Raw genomic sequence first — 15,521 nt, 5'->3', positions numbered from 1 at the left:
AATGGCATACAAACAAATGGCTTATGTATATGACAAGCTAATGATGCATGCCCCATACAACGAATGGGTTAATTTCACGCAAGCAGCTATTAAAAGATCAGGAAAAAAGATTGAACAAATAGCAGATTTGGGCTGTGGAACAGGAGAAATCACTACACGGCTGGCCAAGGCTGGCTATTCCATGACAGGTGTTGATTATTCTACAGAAATGCTAACCTATGCCGAACATAAGGCTAGTAAAGACAAGCTTTCTATTCAATGGCTATGTCAGGATTTGAGAGAGTTAGAGGGACTGATTCATTTCGATGCAGTTGTTAGTTACTGTGATGTTATGAATTATATTACAACTGAAGAAGAGTTAAAGTCGGTTTTTAAACGAGCTGCGGATTCATTAAACGATGGTGGTTTGTTTATTTTTGATGTTCACTCTTTGTCCCACGTAGACCAACATTATATCAATCAAATATTTGCAGATGTTATGGATGATGCTTCCTATATATGGTTTTGCTCAGAAGGAGATGAACCTGGAGAGATGTACCATGATTTAACATTTTTTTCCTTAGATGGGGAAATGTATGAAAGATTTGATGAATATCATCATCAACGAACTTACTCCATTGAATTTTATAAGCAATTATTGGTAGCAGCAGGATTTGAAAATGTTGAAATATATGCTGATTTTAAGTTAATAGACGAAAATATAGATGATAATTCAGAGAGAATTTTCTTTTTGGCTGAAAAAAGGTCGGTATAATTCAAAATTCCCGATCTTTATTTTTTTTGAAGGAATTATATAAAATCATGTCGAATTTAGTATATAATAAGAATACCCTCTTCATTTACCCAATCCTATTAAAAATCATTAAAAAGAATATGCGTATAAAAGTCTTTGTTGTTTTTTAACATAAGATCTCTATGATGTGGTGTAGTCGCAACTTAGTGTTGCAGGAAATACACTAAGCACACCTTAGGGGCCTGGTGAGTCTTATCATGCTAAGGCTTTCAGCGTCTCACCTAAGCCACCGTCTTCTATCGCTTTTAGAGGCAATTACTCGAAAATACGTTAAAGGATGTGATTTACCATTGATTGATTTACTTAAAAAAAGTTCATTTTTTATAGCGCTTGCTGGCATCATTCTAGCTTTCCTATTTTTTACTAGGGCAGGTGGAGGTGAAGAAAACAATACTGAATTTGATGCAGTCACGCCAACTTTGGATGAAGGGCCCGAACAAGATAATGATATAGGTCCAAATGAAACAGTAGCATTCGTGGATATAAAAGGTGCTGTAGTCAAGCCCGGGGTTTATGAAATGGATACGGACGATCGTGTCGATGACCTTATTCAAATTGCAGGTGGATTTACTGAGGATGCAGATCAATCGCAAGTAAACCTCGCACAAAAAGTACAAGACGAAATGAGTATTACCATACCAATGGAAGGAGAGGAGACCCAAGAAGGGAATAATACCAGTACTGATTCAGGAAAGGTAAAAATTAATGACGCAACACAAGAAGAGATTGAAAGTCTAAACGGCGTCGGTCCTTCTAAAGCACAAGCAATTATCGATTTTAGAGATGAGTACGGTTTATTTCAAACCCCAGAGGATTTACTTGAAGTTTCTGGTATTGGTGAAACAACGCTTGAAAACTTGCTTGACGCTATCCAGGTGCCATAGGTCGATTGACATATTCCAGGAAATGTAAACGAAGGGAAATGAAAATTATACAATAGGGGGAAATATACATGGAGAGAATATCTTGGGATCAATATTTCATGGCACAAAGTCATCTATTAGCGCTGCGCAGCACGTGTCCAAGGTTAATGGTAGGTGCCACAATTGTTAGAGACAAACGTATTATAGCTGGTGGTTACAATGGAAGTGTTTCCGGAAGCACTCATTGTATGGATGATGGTTGTTATATCGTTGATGGTCATTGTGTTCGCACCGTACATGCAGAAGCAAATGCTTTATTACAATGTGCCAAATTTGGTGTGCCTACAGATAACGCTGACCTCTACGTAACTCACTTTCCCTGCTTGCAATGTTGTAAACAGCTCATTCAAAGTGGAATAAATAATGTTTATTACAAAGAGGATTATAAAAACGATGCATATGCAATAGCGTTGTTTCAAGAAGCTGGTGTTCAGACAAAGAAAGTGGAATTGAATTATCTGGCAGTAGATACAAATTATCAGGAAAAAGCAGAATTAGTGAAAAAGCTACTTGATAAACTGGAGATTACAGAAGATAGTGAACAGGAATTGTCCATTCTAAAAAATGAAATAGAAGCGTTATTTAAATTAAACAGATAAAAGGTGATTAGATAAAGTGAAAGGATATTGGCATTTAACTGCTATCTCTGTTGCAATTAGTATTCTTACCATATTTTTCGATAATTATTGGCTCATTGCTATTTTTTCCATATGGTTATTTTATTTACTTTATGATGAACGGTTAGGGAAAGTACCAATCCTCCTATCCTTAACCTTCTTTCTTTTTTTTCTACTTTACATTCCAGATATTAATGAAGCCAATGTAAAACCACCTCCAGAAACGATTCAGCACAAAGGAAAAATTGAAAGCCCAATTACGATTACGCAAAATAAAATTGATTTTCATTTTCAAGATTATCGCTCTGAAAATAAGGTATTAGTTATTTATTTTCCTGAAAATCAAGGTCAACCTCCTTCCTTAGAAAATTATCCCGATATACTATATGGTGCAACATGTGTAATACAAGGCGAAATGGAACTTCCCGACCAAAGTACGAATCCGGGTCAATTTGATTACCGCAACTATTTATTAAAACAGGCGATCCCCTATCAATTAATCCTTAACTCGTTAGATGATATACAATGTGAAGGATCTGCATTTCTTCATCTGGTATACAACATCCGTGATATGTTACGAAAACAGGTTGAAGCTAATATAAGTAAAGAAACAGGATCTTGGTTAACTGCTATAGTGTTAGGGGACGACTCTCTGTTAAGTGATGATACAATCGAATTATTTCAAAGATGGAGCCTGTCACATATATTGGCGATTTCTGGCTTGCACATTGGTTTAGTTGTTGCATTGGTTTATTTTGCACTGATTAAGTTAAATTTATTTACGAAGGAAAAAGCGCAATGGATTATGATGCTTTTCCTTCCTGTTTATGCGTTAATTGCAGGAGGGGAACCTTCTGTCTGGCGGGCTAGCACAATGGTTTTAATTTTTATTATTTTAAATAAGGTGAAGTTAAAATTCAGTGTAACAGATACGTTTAGTATCGTATTTCTTTTGCTAATCGTTGTTGATAAATACATTGTGTATCACGTAGGCTTTCAGTTGTCTTTTATTGTTACGTTTGGATTGTTATTATCCAGACAATGGATTTCTAATACAAACATTTCTGTTATGCAGGTTCTTCAAATAGGTTTTGTTGCACAAATGATGATTCTCCCTCTTCAGTTAGCTTACTTTTCAACCTTTCAGCCATTATCCATTTTATTAAATTGGATCATTGTACCTTATTTTTCTTTATTTATTATTCCTTTTATGTTTATATTACTACTACTAACAGCACTTCCATCCTTTTTTGTCCTTTTCTTTGATAAAGCGTTTGTACAAATACATAATATCGTGCTAACATTTATTGAATTTATGGATACGTATGCTAATTTTGCATGGACAATGGGCCCATTGCCAATTATCGTGGCAGTTTTCTATTATATTTTATTTTTTATATTTATGAATCAATTGCAGCATGGAAAATTGAATCAAGCTTTTAGGTTTGGTTGCGCAATAACAATACTCATTATTTGTGTAGCTATTCGTCCATATTTCTCACCAGTGGGAATGGTTACGATGCTTGATGTTGGACAGGCAGAGGCATTTGTTATTGAACTGCCATATCGTCAAGGGGTTATTTTTATTGAGGCAGGCGCGACTTTCTCTTTTGAAGACATGGAGCCATCTGATCGTGCTTATAAACAAGTTATAAAACCTTACTTGGATTCACGAGGCATTAGTCATATAGATGCTGTCTTCTTAAGTCATAAAGATATAGACCATGTCGGAAGTGTTCCTTTTATGCTTGAGGACCTGGATGTAGAACAAATAATAATTAGTGATCTATATGAGTTAGATAGAGATACAATCGAGTTATGGAAAAATCATGATATTCAAATACAACAAACGAAACGTGATGAAATAATAGTAGTAGAAGATCACCCCTTTTATGTGCTTGCTCCATATAAAGATCACAATTCTGCTAATGAGAATTCACTTGTTTTGTATACTGAATTTGGACGAAAAGACTGGCTTTTTTCTGGAGAGATAGGAAAAGCAGAGGAAAGGGAAATTATTACGACATATCAATCTTTACCTGTCGATGTCTTGAAGGTTGCTCACCACGGCAGTAATACTTCAACAGATGAGACATTTATATCGAGGATTAGTGCTGATTATGCATTGATAGCTGTAGGAGAAAATAACACATATGGACATCCAACGCTGGAAGTTTTAGAAACACTGAGCGAAGAGGCAATGACTATATTGCGGACAGATAAGGATGGAGCTGTACAGTATCAGTTTACGAATGATCAACAAGGAACGTTTTTTAAGTATGTGCCATAGGATATGGGTATCAGGGTTTGAGTGAAACACAAAAAGAGACTGTGCTTAACGTTCAGTCTCTTTGTTAAACCGTTTATTATGTGTTTGAGTACGTGTCTATTGAGCAACTACGCTTACAACTACACCTATCACAAAGATCAAGACAAAGAAAATAAATGAGAATGCAAAGCCTTTAATGGAATCAGATACATCATGGTTTTTAGACTGTGGATTTTGTTCAAATTCGTTCACATCTATCCCTCCTATACAATTATCAGTATAAATTAAATGTAAAAAAAAATCTACTTTTGGATGAATTTTGTTAGAAAATCTTATTTCTCCATTTCTAGAAAGACTTAACATCTATACTTTTTCTTAGACAGGATAATATAATAACACAAATATCGTTTAAATGTAGTTTCTAGGGCTATTATTTAAACGTTTATATATAGATGTTAGAGAGGGGAATTGTAATGGTTTCCCTCTACATACTTTCCTTGCTATTCACCGAATTACGTTTTACTATTGATTATATATAATAATGGAGTGGATAGTATGACGTATTTAGAAGTGTTACAACAAGTAAAAAAGAAACAAATGTCATCTGTTTTTTTACTATACGGATCTGAAGATTATTTTATACAGAACTTAAAGAAACAAATTACAAAAGAAGTGTTAGCAGATAACATGGAAAATCTATCCACTTACGATCTGGAAGAAATTTCAATTCAGGAAGTTATTGCTGATGTAGAGACATATCCTTTTTTTGGTGAAAAGAAATTAATAATAGCGAGTAATCCTGGATTTTTAAAGGCTAAACCAACTAAGCTTCCTTTTGAACATGAGCTTGATATCTTACAACGTTATTTAGAGTCACCTGTAGACTATTCGATTTTGGTAATCATTGCACCATATGAAAAAATCGATGAACGTAAAAAAATAAGTAAAGTACTTAAGAAAAATGCAACAGTGGCTGTTTGTGAACCTATTAAAGATTATGAGTTAACAAAATGGATAAAGAATATTGCTGGTCAATTAAAGGTTACAATCGAAGATGATGCTTATGAGGTCTTCGAAACAGAGCTTTCGGCAAACTTGCATTTATTAGAGAGCGAGTTAATGAAAATCGCCATGTATGTTGGGGAGAATGGCATAATCACAAAGCCTATTGCTGAGGATTTGATCGCCCATACAGTAAACGGATCTTCATTACGACTTGTAGATGCAGTTATGGAACGTAATTTACATAAAGCGATTGCTATTTACAAGGATCTTGAAAAAATGAAAGAAGAACCAATAGCTTTGATAGGGTTATTAGCATTCCAGTTTCGGGTAATCTTACGTGTGAAACTTTTAAGTGCAAAAGGTTATAATCAACGTCAATTAGAGAAACAGATTAGTGCGCATCCATATGTCATAAAGATTGCACTTAAAAGAGAAAAGCAATTTCCAGTTGAAAAGTTGCAGGACGTTATTGATAAGTTGGCGAATGCGGATGCTACGATGAAACAAGGGAAGATGGATAAAGAACTGGCGTTTGAACTATTATTATACGATTTAGTACAGGCATCATAATTATTGGCTCTTTTCGTAAGCATTGGGACTCGCTTACTCGTCCCACCGAAAACCTTTGTTGCTTTTAAGTGTTGCAAGTGTTTTGACATCCAACCGCTTCACCAGATTCGGGTGAAGGAAGAGTGGTGACTCCGGTGGGAACAAATGCATAATAAAAAACGATCCATTTATTTATAAAATGGATCGTTTTTTATTATGCGCTAAGATTACTCACTTTATTTGCTAAACGGGATTTTTGGCGATCTCCGTTATTTTGGTGGATAACACCTTTTTGAATAGCTTTATCGATGTATTTCATTGTTTTTTGTAATGCAAGTTTAGCATTTTCAACATCATTAGCTTCAACTAATTTTTCAACATGTTTAATTTGCGTGCGCATTTCTGACTTTTGTGCTTGATTAATTACACGTTTTTTATTATTTGTATCAACACGTTTTATTGCAGACTTGATATTAGCCATTATTTCACCTCCTAGTAATTATAGCATTATAACCGTACATTTTATCCTCATTGAAAGCAACAATTGAATCTAATTGCATTTTGTTTGTGGATAGAGATATTTTATCAAAGGAAAACTGTGTTTTCAAGTATCCATGTATTTTAATCTAAGATTTTGTATGTTTTTCGCTTAAATGTCAATTCTACTATTAAAGCTTGTGAGAAGGGATGTTTCTATTATGGAAGACGAAGAAAAAGTATATCAAGTCAGAACAGATTTAGCTATTGAAGCTAGAGATATGTATGTGGAGACAGAGGATAAACAAGAAAAGAAAAAACAAGAACAAGAAAATCAAATTAAGGGTGTAACAGTAAAAGAGCGCGAGCAAGATAATATAAAAATAACTTATGTGGAAATAGAAGATGGTGTGGATGATTTAATTGATAAAAAGCCTGGATCCTATATAACGATTTATGCAGATGGAGTTAAAAAGCAGGATACAGACAGACAAGAATTAGCGGCCAAAATTCTGGCTAAAGAATTGGAACAGTTAATGGAAAAAAATAATATATCTCCAGATAGCACGGGGTTAATAGTCGGACTTGGAAATTGGAACGTAACTCCAGATGCACTAGGGCCAATGGCAGCAGAAAAAGTTCTGGTAACGAGTCATTTGTTTAAAATGGAGCACGAAACTGTTTCGGAAGGGTATCGTCCTGTAGCGGCTGTTACCCCAGGGGTGATGGGAGTAACGGGCCTCGAAACGAGTGATATTATTTTCGGTATAGTAGAGAAATTCAATCCTGATTTTGTTATTGCGATTGATGCACTTGCATCAAGATCCATTGAAAGAGTTAATGAGACCATACAATTATCTGATTCGGGCATACACCCAGGCTCAGGAGTAGGGAATAAGCGAAAAGAGTTAAGTCAGGATACTTTAGGAGTGCCTGTTTTGGCAGTTGGCGTTCCAACTGTCGTTGATGCGGTGACGATCACGAGTGATACGATAGATTTTCTTTTAAAACATTTTGGCCGAGAATTTAAGGAAAAGGATAAACCTTCTAAATCGATAGCTCCTGCTAGTTTGTCTTTTGGTAACAAAAAATTCACGGAAGATGACCTGCCTGATGAGGAAAAAAGGAATACATTCCTTGGTGTAGTAGGTGGTCTATCAGAAGAAGAAAAAAGAAAGCTTATAACCGAAGTTTTAACACCCATTGGACATAATTTAATGGTTACACCAAAAGAAGTTGATGGATTTATGAAGGATATGGCAACTGTCATCGCAAACGGTATTAATGCAGCTTTACATGAAAAAGTTGATGTTGATAATTTAACTTCTTATACAAGATAGAGGTGCTTCTCTATTAAAATTTTATGAAAGAAAGATTTTGTTCTAGTTCCTGAAGTTATGTCATAGAGTTACTTAAAGAGTGATTAATTCATGACTTTAGGAAGGGTGGAACCATGCTTATAGGAGACAGCAATCACCGCGGAAAAAAACGAATAAGCCCACTTTATAAAAAGAGCGCGATGTATCTTATCAGTATTGTTGTTCTGTTTGTATCTATCGGTATATCAACCACGGCACAACCGGCCTATCGCTTTTCATCTGATACGATTACGGAGTGGACAAGCGATATAGATGGTTCTATATTTTTATCTTTAATAGGGATGGAAAATAGAGCTTTTAAACAAGCTTATCCAGAGGGTGAGACGTTACCTAACATATCAACCACCCTTTTTCAAATAGCTACAAGCATCAAACCAAATGATCCAAGGAGTTTACTTGGAAATGAATTACCCGGATTTTCATCATTTGCTAGTCAGATACTTATCGCTGGTGAAGGAACTAATTACACAAACCTATCTATTGAATCTTCCCCACCATTGGAAGAGGTTTTAAAGGACCGGGAAGCAGTGATAGCGGATGACTCAATCGAGGCTGAAACACCTGAAGAAGGAGAAGAAGAAAGCCCTAGTACTGGTGATAGCGATGTAGTTTTCATTTATAATTCGCATAATAGGGAATCCTTTCTCCCGCATTTACCTGACGTAACAGATCCAGACCATGCACATCATGATGAGGTGAATATAACGAACGTGAGTGATCGGTTATCTGAGTCGCTGGAGGCGAAGGGTATTGGGACGAATGTAGACAACACAGACATTATGGACGAACTTAATGAAAGCGGGATGGATTATTCACAGTCATACGAAGCTTCAAGGGGAGTAGTCGAAGAAGCATTTGCTTCGAATGAAGAGATACAATACGTCTTTGATTTACATCGTGATTCTGTTTCGAAAGACCTTACAACGATGGAGATTGATGGAGATTCTTACGCTAGAATTATGATAGTTGTAGGTGCAGAACATGAAACACATGAAGAAAACCTTGAATTAGCAGCTGATCTTCATTATTTAATGGAGGAAAAGTACCCTGGATTAAGCAGAGGTGTCCTGCCTCTAGAAGGAGCACATACAAACGGTGTGTTTAATCAGGATCTTTCCGAGAATTCATTGTTATTGGAGTTTGGTGGGGTTGACAATGAGTTGAACGAATTATACCGCTCTGCAGATGCGTTAGCAGAGGTGTTTAGTGAATATTATTGGGACGCGGAAGAAGTAGATGCTAATTCATAGGAGGTATTTAAATGGGACGCTCTTTCATTGTTATTTTATTACTAGCTGTTTTCTTTTTAACGGGTATGATGTATGGAATGGATCGTGGAAATATAGCCTCGACTGATGGATTAGTTGATCAAACGGAATCTAATGAACCTGAACGAAATCAAGGTGAAATAGTTGAAATGGAACCAATCGAAGAAAAGGAGTTAGAACCTTCTACAGAAGGAATAAATATCGAAGAACCAAATCATTTCACACAAAGAGCTGCTTCTTTTTTGGAGGCGGGTGTGAAAGGCTTCTATGAAGTAGTTGTTCAAGTTCTCTATCAAGTCTCACAATTGTTTTTCTAGCTATTTAAATCAAGGCCTTTTATCAAAAGTAACTTTTTTTGATAAGGGCCTATTCGTTTTTTATTGAATATCAATAGCTCCATTGCTATAATCATTACTAGTATTGCCGTTGATAAAAATGAATCTTTTATCAATAAATTGGTAGAAGACATGTAGGGGTGAAGGTCACAAATGGTGAAACAAAAAAGAAACGTACGTAATTTTTCGATTATAGCTCATATTGATCATGGAAAGTCAACACTAGCTGATCGAATTTTGGAAAATACAAAAGCACTAACGCAGCGTGAAATGAAAGAACAATTCCTTGATGGAATGGATTTGGAACGTGAAAGAGGAATTACAATCAAATTAAATGCAGTACAATTGGAATACGCCAGTAAGAGTGGTGAGGATTATACATTCCATTTAATTGATACACCTGGACATGTCGACTTCACATATGAGGTTTCCAGAAGTCTTGCAGCTTGTGAGGGTGCCATATTAGTTGTGGACGCAGCACAAGGTATTGAAGCACAGACGTTAGCTAACGTGTACCTTGCGCTTGATAATGAATTGGAAATAATTCCGGTAATTAATAAAATAGATCTACCGAGCGCTGAACCAGAACGTGTAAAAAAAGAGTTGGAAGACATAATTGGTATTGACGGTGATGATGTTATATTAGCTTCAGCAAAATCCAATATTGGAATCGAAGATATTCTTGAACGGATTACAGAAACGATACCTGCACCTGCAGGGGATACGGACGAACCATTAAAGGCACTGATATTTGATTCAGTATACGATTCATATCGCGGGGTTATCGCATATATATGTGTAAAGGAAGGCTCTTTAAAACTCGGCGATAAAATAAAAATGATGCAAACTGGAAAAGAGTTTGAGGTAAACGAAATAGGTGTGTTTACCCCACAGCCAGTTAAAATGAATGAACTAAACGTAGGTGATGTGGGGTATCTAACAGGATCAATTAAAAATGTTGGTGATTCGCGTGTGGGTGATACAATTACGCATGTAAACAGAGAGGCTGAAACAGCTCTTCCAGGTTACCGCAAGCTAAATCCTATGGTTTATTGTGGTATGTTTCCAATTGACGCTAATAACTATAATGCTTTAAGAGAAGCATTAGAACGTCTTGAGTTAAATGATTCATCCCTTCAATATGAACCAGAGTCTTCGCAAGCACTAGGATTCGGTTATCGTTGTGGCTTTTTGGGTTTACTGCATATGGAGATAATCCAGGAACGAATTGAGCGTGAATTTAATATTAGTTTAATAACAACTGCTCCAAGTGTAATTTATGAAGTAGAACTAACAAACGAAGAAATGGTTGAGATAGATAATCCATCGTTAATGCCGGATCCACAAAAAATAGAAGAAATAAGTGAACCTTTTGTTAAAGCAACAATTACAGTGCCAAATGATTATGTAGGAGCTGTAATGGAAATTTCTCAGAAGAAACGAGGTAACTTTATCGACATGCAGTACCTGGATGATATTCGGGTAAATATTATCTATGATATTCCATTATCAGAAATTGTGTTTGACTTTTTTGATCAATTAAAGTCCCATACAAAAGGATACGCTTCTTTTGATTATGAACTCATCGGTTATAGAACTTCTGATCTTGTTAAGATGGATATCTTACTTAATGCGGAAACGATTGACGCTTTATCATTTGTAGTACATCGTGATTTTGCACATGAACGTGGAAAGCAGATTGTCGAAAGACTGAAGAAGCTTATTCCAAAACAACAATTTGAGGTACCAGTTCAAGCAGCAATAGGGAATAAGATTGAAGCACGTTCCACGATTAAAGCATTTCGTAAAGATGTAACAGCAAAATTGTACGGTGGAGATGTTACGCGTAAGCGGAAGTTACTGGAAAAACAAAAAGAAGGTAAAAAACGAATGAAAATGGTTGGTTCTGTGGAAGTTCCACAAGAAGCTTTTATGGCAGTATTAAAAATGGATAATGATTAATTATTTAAGAAAGGGAGAACTTAAAAGCATACGCTAAAAAGTTTTCCCTTTTCATTTGCATAAAATTATCGGAAGTTAGTTGTTTCTCAGAACATGTTTATTGACAAAGAAATAAGGATTTGATAATTTGTTATTAGCATTAGCACTCAGATGATTAGAGTGCTAACAGAGGTGATTATCATGTTAGCAGAAAGGCAGTTATTAATTTTACAAGTTATTATTGATGATTTTATAGAGTCGGCACATCCAGTTGGCTCACGTGCTATTTCTAAAAAAGATAAGATACCTTATAGCGCTGCAACCATAAGAAATGAAATGGCTGATCTAGAGGATAGGGGCTTTTTAGAAAAAACACATTCCTCTTCAGGAAGGATACCATCAGAAAAAGGCTATCGATATTATGTGGATCATCTAATATCACCCATTACAAATCAAGATAACACAAATGTAATCAAGCATTTTATTGATGATGGCTTTTTTGAGTTTGAACAAATGGTTCAAATGTCTGCAGAAGTTTTGTCTGAACTAACGAATTACACTTCTATTATCTTAGGACCTGAATTATTTGAAACAAAGCTCAAGCAACTTCAAATCGTTACACTTTCTGCGCACACAGCTGTTGCCATCTTAATTACGAATACTGGTCATGTTGAACACCGTTCCTTTTCAATACCGACTCATATCAATTCATCAGACTTGGAAAAGATGGTGAACATTTTGAATGATCGTTTACACGGGACACCGTTAGTACAGTTGCCAGAGATGTTTAATACAGAGGTCGTTTCCCTTATGAAGCAGTATGTAACGGACTTTGAAAAATCACATGATTATTTAAAAGCGGCGTTCTTTAGTGAATACCCGGTTAAGCTTTATATTGGTGGGAAATCCAATATTTTGTTGCAACCTGAATTTAATGATTTAGATAAGATACGTTCCTTCTACTCTATGATTGAAAAAGAAGATGAGGTAGCAAGCCTACTAAAGCATACAAATAATGGGATTAATGTGACGATTGGCAACGAGAATCAATTAGATGCAATTAAGGATTTTAGTTTGATTACTACCGCTTATCAGTCGGGTGATGGCCAAATGGGCACCATTGCATTACTTGGACCAACAAGAATGGAATATAGAAGGGTTATTTCGTTGTTAAATAGCTTATCAAATGAAATGACAGACGCATTATATATGTGGTATAAAAACAATGGATAATCTAAAAGTCTCTTCATCGAAATATGTGGTGAGGACTTTGAGTTTCTCCTTGCAAGATATTGATTGGTTTATTTCATATGGTATTCATGATATAGTCTTACGTGGCTATTTTAAATAGGAGGTGGCACTAATGGAAGAGCATGATAGAGATACTGTTACAGAGGAAGATGTAAATAAAAATGATGAATCAGAACATATAGAAGTGATTGATTCAGAAGAAAAAACGGTGGGTTCTGAAGAGGAAAATCTAGATTCACAAGAAACGGTAATTGCTGAATTAAAACAGGAAAAAGATGAGACTCAACAGCGACTGCTTCGTTTGCAGGCGGAATTTGATAATTTCAAAAAACGTTCGCAAAAGGAAAAAGAAGCAACTAATAAGTATAAATCTCAGGACTTGGTAAGTGAATTATTACCAGCGCTAGATAACTTTGAGAGAGCGTTACAAGTTGAAGTATCAGAATCTAATTCTAGTCTAATTGAAGGTATTACAATGGTGTATCAGCAACTGAAAGATGCACTGACGTCCCAAGGTATTGAGGAAATTGAAACAAAAGGCAAGCCATTTGATCCTAATCTGCATCATGCAGTTATGCAAGTAGAGGATGAGGAATTTGAAACAAATACTGTTGTTGAAGAATTACAAAAAGGTTACTTATTAAAAGACCGAGTCATTAGAGCAGCAATGGTAAAAGTAAATAAATAAAATTGTATAAGTAGTTAAGGAGGAATCAGGAATGAGTAAAATAATCGGAATTGACTTAGGTACAACTAATTCATGTGTGTCTGTGATGGAAGGTGGGGAAGCAGTAGTTATTCCAACACCTGAAGGAAACCGCACAACCCCATCTGTTGTGGCATTTAAAAATGGTGAAAGACAGGTTGGGGAGGTTGCAAAGCGTCAAGCAATAACGAACCCTGATACTGTATCATCTGTTAAACGTCATATGGGAACAGATTTTAAAGTTACGATCGATGATAAAGAGTACACGCCACAAGAAGTGTCGGCAATCATTTTACAGCATATAAAATCATATGCCGAAGATTACTTAGGAGACAAAGTAGAGAAAGCTGTTATTACGGTACCAGCTTACTTCAATGACTCAGAGCGTCAAGCTACTAAGGATGCAGGAACAATTGCTGGACTTGAAGTAGAGCGTATTATTAATGAGCCTACAGCAGGTGCATTAGCTTATGGTATTGATAAAGAAGAAGATCAAACAATTCTTGTATTCGACCTTGGTGGAGGAACATTTGACGTATCCATCCTGGACATAGGTGATGGTACTTTTGAAGTTGTATCAACAGCGGGAGATAATCGCTTAGGCGGTGACGATTTCGATGAGGTTGTCATTGATCATATGGTACAGGAATTCAAAAAAGAAAATGGAATTGATTTATCAAAAGATAAAATGGCTGCACAACGACTGAAAGATGCTGCTGAAAAAGCGAAGAAGGATCTTTCTGGAGTGTCTCAAACACAAATTTCACTTCCATTTATTACTGCTGGAGAAGCAGGTCCCGTGCATATGGAAATGAGTCTGACTCGTGCTAAATTTGAAGAACTAACTTCTGAATTGGTCGAGCGCACAATGATTCCGACACGCAAAGCATTATCGGATGCTAACTTCGAGGCTAATGAAATTAATAAAGTAGTATTAGTTGGTGGTTCAACTCGTATTCCAGCGGTTCAGGAAGCAATTAAGCGTGAAATTGGAAAAGAACCATCAAAAGGAGTTAACCCTGATGAAGTTGTTGCACTTGGTGCGGCAATTCAAGGTGGAGTACTGCAAGGTGATGTAAAAGATGTTGTTCTATTGGATGTTACACCACTTTCTCTTGGTATTGAGACGATGGGATCCGTATCCACAAAATTAATTGAACGTAATACAACAATTCCTACTAGTGAGTCACAAGTGTTCTCAACCGCTGCAGATAACCAAACTGCTGTAGATATTCATGTGCTTCAAGGTGAACGTGAAATGGCAGCAGATAATAAGACATTGGGTCGTTTTCAATTAACGGATATTCCACCAGCACCAAGAGGGGTACCACAAATCGAAGTTTCATTTGACATTGATTCAAACGGTATTGTCAATGTTAGCGCGAAAGATAAAGGTACAAATAAAGAGCAGTCTATTACAATTAAATCTTCATCAGGTCTTTCTGACGAAGAAGTTGAACAAATGGTAAATGATGCAGAAGAAAATGCAGAAGAAGATAAAAAACGCCGTGAAGAAGTAGAATTACGTAATGAAGCAGATCAGCTTATTTTCACAACAGATAAAACAATTAAAGATCTAGGTGAAAAGGTCTCAGAAGAAGAGAAACAAAAAGCTGAAGATGCAAAAGAAGAATTGAAATCAGCTATTGAGGCTGATGACCTTGATCAAATTAAAGAAAAGAAAGATGCGCTACAAGAAGAGGTACAACAGCTTACTGTTAAACTTTATGAACAAGCACAGCAAGACGCTGAGGCAGAACAAGGGCAAGACAGTGAAGAAGATGTAGCAGATGCAGATTATAAAGAAGTTGACGAAGAAGACGAAGATAAAAAATAAATAGAACGAATGAAAAAGTCAAAGTCAAAGTTTCTCTTGACTTTGACTTTTTACTTGGCAAAGAACGTTTTCTAAGAATCCCTTTAACGGGTGCCAATTTTTCTAATAAATACGAACAAAGGATCATTTGCTATCAAGGTTCAATGAATGATAAGATGAATTTCATGTAAC

General features: G+C 35.9%; 14 protein-coding genes. 12 read left to right on the top strand and 2 right to left on the bottom strand.

All coding sequences use genetic code 11. From position 1 onward, the window contains the following. Nucleotide 1 precedes the first annotated feature (1 nt). From OLD84_RS11215 to OLD84_RS11200, 4 genes are all read left to right on the top strand, one after another. Entirely contained in the window at nt 2-754 is a 753-nt protein-coding gene (locus tag OLD84_RS11215) for a class I SAM-dependent DNA methyltransferase (protein WP_209461953.1), read from the top strand. Between the two features lie 329 nt (nt 755-1,083). Beyond that, complete coding sequence (locus OLD84_RS11210; RefSeq protein ID WP_209461952.1) at nt 1,084-1,677, top strand: helix-hairpin-helix domain-containing protein; 594 nt, start codon at nt 1,084-1,086, stop codon at nt 1,675-1,677. A gap of 68 nt (nt 1,678-1,745) precedes the next feature. Beyond that, on the top strand, nt 1,746-2,315 hold the full coding sequence (locus OLD84_RS11205) for a ComE operon protein 2 (RefSeq protein ID WP_209461951.1): 570 nt from the start codon (nt 1,746-1,748) through the stop codon (nt 2,313-2,315). A 16-nt stretch (nt 2,316-2,331) separates the two neighbouring features. Then, a complete protein-coding gene (locus tag OLD84_RS11200; RefSeq protein WP_209461950.1) occupies nt 2,332-4,623 on the top strand; it encodes a DNA internalization-related competence protein ComEC/Rec2 in 2,292 nt (763 codons plus the stop codon). Between the two features lie 96 nt (nt 4,624-4,719). On the opposite strand, the gene OLD84_RS11195 is transcribed toward OLD84_RS11200, so the two are convergent. Continuing rightward, complete coding sequence (locus OLD84_RS11195; protein ID WP_209461949.1) at nt 4,720-4,854, bottom strand: YqzM family protein; 135 nt, start codon at nt 4,852-4,854, stop codon at nt 4,720-4,722. A 303-nt stretch (nt 4,855-5,157) separates the two neighbouring features. Here OLD84_RS11195 and holA point away from each other — a divergent pair, with 303 nt between their 5' ends. Continuing rightward, nucleotides 5,158-6,177 (top strand): DNA polymerase III subunit delta, encoded by a 1,020-nt coding sequence (holA, locus tag OLD84_RS11190; RefSeq protein ID WP_209461948.1) that lies wholly within the window; start codon nt 5,158-5,160, stop codon nt 6,175-6,177. A 193-nt stretch (nt 6,178-6,370) separates the two neighbouring features. On the opposite strand, the gene rpsT is transcribed toward holA, so the two are convergent. Next, on the bottom strand, nt 6,371-6,637 hold the full coding sequence (gene rpsT / locus OLD84_RS11185) for a 30S ribosomal protein S20 (protein WP_209461947.1): 267 nt from the start codon (nt 6,635-6,637) through the stop codon (nt 6,371-6,373). Between the two features lie 217 nt (nt 6,638-6,854). On the opposite strand from rpsT, the gene gpr reads away from it, so the two are divergent. From gpr to dnaK, 7 genes are all read left to right on the top strand, one after another. Further along, on the top strand, nt 6,855-7,973 hold the full coding sequence (gene gpr / locus OLD84_RS11180; protein ID WP_209461946.1) for a GPR endopeptidase: 1,119 nt from the start codon (nt 6,855-6,857) through the stop codon (nt 7,971-7,973). 113 nt (nt 7,974-8,086) lie between these two features. After that, a complete protein-coding gene (gene spoIIP / locus OLD84_RS11175) occupies nt 8,087-9,262 on the top strand; it encodes a stage II sporulation protein P (RefSeq protein ID WP_209461945.1) in 1,176 nt (391 codons plus the stop codon). A gap of 11 nt (nt 9,263-9,273) precedes the next feature. Continuing rightward, nucleotides 9,274-9,597, top strand: a complete 324-nt coding sequence (locus OLD84_RS11170) for a hypothetical protein (RefSeq protein WP_209461944.1) — start codon at nt 9,274-9,276, stop codon at nt 9,595-9,597. Nucleotides 9,598-9,768: 171 nt separating this feature from the next. Then, nucleotides 9,769-11,577 carry a translation elongation factor 4 gene (lepA, locus tag OLD84_RS11165; RefSeq protein ID WP_209461943.1) on the top strand — a complete coding sequence of 603 codons (1,809 nt, stop codon included), beginning with the start codon at nt 9,769-9,771 and terminating at the stop codon, nt 11,575-11,577. A gap of 180 nt (nt 11,578-11,757) precedes the next feature. Continuing rightward, nucleotides 11,758-12,789 (top strand): heat-inducible transcriptional repressor HrcA, encoded by a 1,032-nt coding sequence (gene hrcA, locus OLD84_RS11160; protein WP_209461942.1) that lies wholly within the window; start codon nt 11,758-11,760, stop codon nt 12,787-12,789. A gap of 130 nt (nt 12,790-12,919) precedes the next feature. Beyond that, a complete protein-coding gene (gene grpE / locus OLD84_RS11155; RefSeq protein WP_209461941.1) occupies nt 12,920-13,495 on the top strand; it encodes a nucleotide exchange factor GrpE in 576 nt (191 codons plus the stop codon). Between the two features lie 31 nt (nt 13,496-13,526). Beyond that, on the top strand, nt 13,527-15,350 hold the full coding sequence (dnaK, locus tag OLD84_RS11150; protein WP_209461940.1) for a molecular chaperone DnaK: 1,824 nt from the start codon (nt 13,527-13,529) through the stop codon (nt 15,348-15,350). Nucleotides 15,351-15,521 lie beyond the last annotated feature (171 nt).

This window comes from Virgibacillus natechei, from assembly GCF_026013645.1.
GTDB classification, from domain to species: domain Bacteria; phylum Bacillota; class Bacilli; order Bacillales; family Amphibacillaceae; genus Virgibacillus_L; species Virgibacillus_L natechei.
This window is presented reverse-complemented; position numbering and strand designations above follow the sequence as displayed.

Excerpts from the sequence above, each read along its gene's own strand:
- OLD84_RS11215 (WP_209461953.1), top strand. The coding sequence starts at position 2 with ATGGCATACAAACAAATGGCTTATGTATATGACAAGCTAATGATGCAT.
- hrcA (WP_209461942.1), top strand. The coding sequence starts at position 11,758 with ATGTTAGCAGAAAGGCAGTTATTAATTTTACAAGTTATTATTGATGAT.
- lepA (WP_209461943.1), top strand. The coding sequence starts at position 9,769 with ATGGTGAAACAAAAAAGAAACGTACGTAATTTTTCGATTATAGCTCAT.
- grpE (WP_209461941.1), top strand. The coding sequence starts at position 12,920 with ATGGAAGAGCATGATAGAGATACTGTTACAGAGGAAGATGTAAATAAA.
- dnaK (WP_209461940.1), top strand. The coding sequence starts at position 13,527 with ATGAGTAAAATAATCGGAATTGACTTAGGTACAACTAATTCATGTGTG.
- spoIIP (WP_209461945.1), top strand. The coding sequence starts at position 8,087 with ATGCTTATAGGAGACAGCAATCACCGCGGAAAAAAACGAATAAGCCCA.
- holA (WP_209461948.1), top strand. The coding sequence starts at position 5,158 with ATGACGTATTTAGAAGTGTTACAACAAGTAAAAAAGAAACAAATGTCA.
- OLD84_RS11205 (WP_209461951.1), top strand. The coding sequence starts at position 1,746 with ATGGAGAGAATATCTTGGGATCAATATTTCATGGCACAAAGTCATCTA.
- rpsT (WP_209461947.1), bottom strand. The coding sequence starts at position 6,637 with ATGGCTAATATCAAGTCTGCAATAAAACGTGTTGATACAAATAATAAA.
- gpr (WP_209461946.1), top strand. The coding sequence starts at position 6,855 with ATGGAAGACGAAGAAAAAGTATATCAAGTCAGAACAGATTTAGCTATT.
- OLD84_RS11170 (WP_209461944.1), top strand. The coding sequence starts at position 9,274 with ATGGGACGCTCTTTCATTGTTATTTTATTACTAGCTGTTTTCTTTTTA.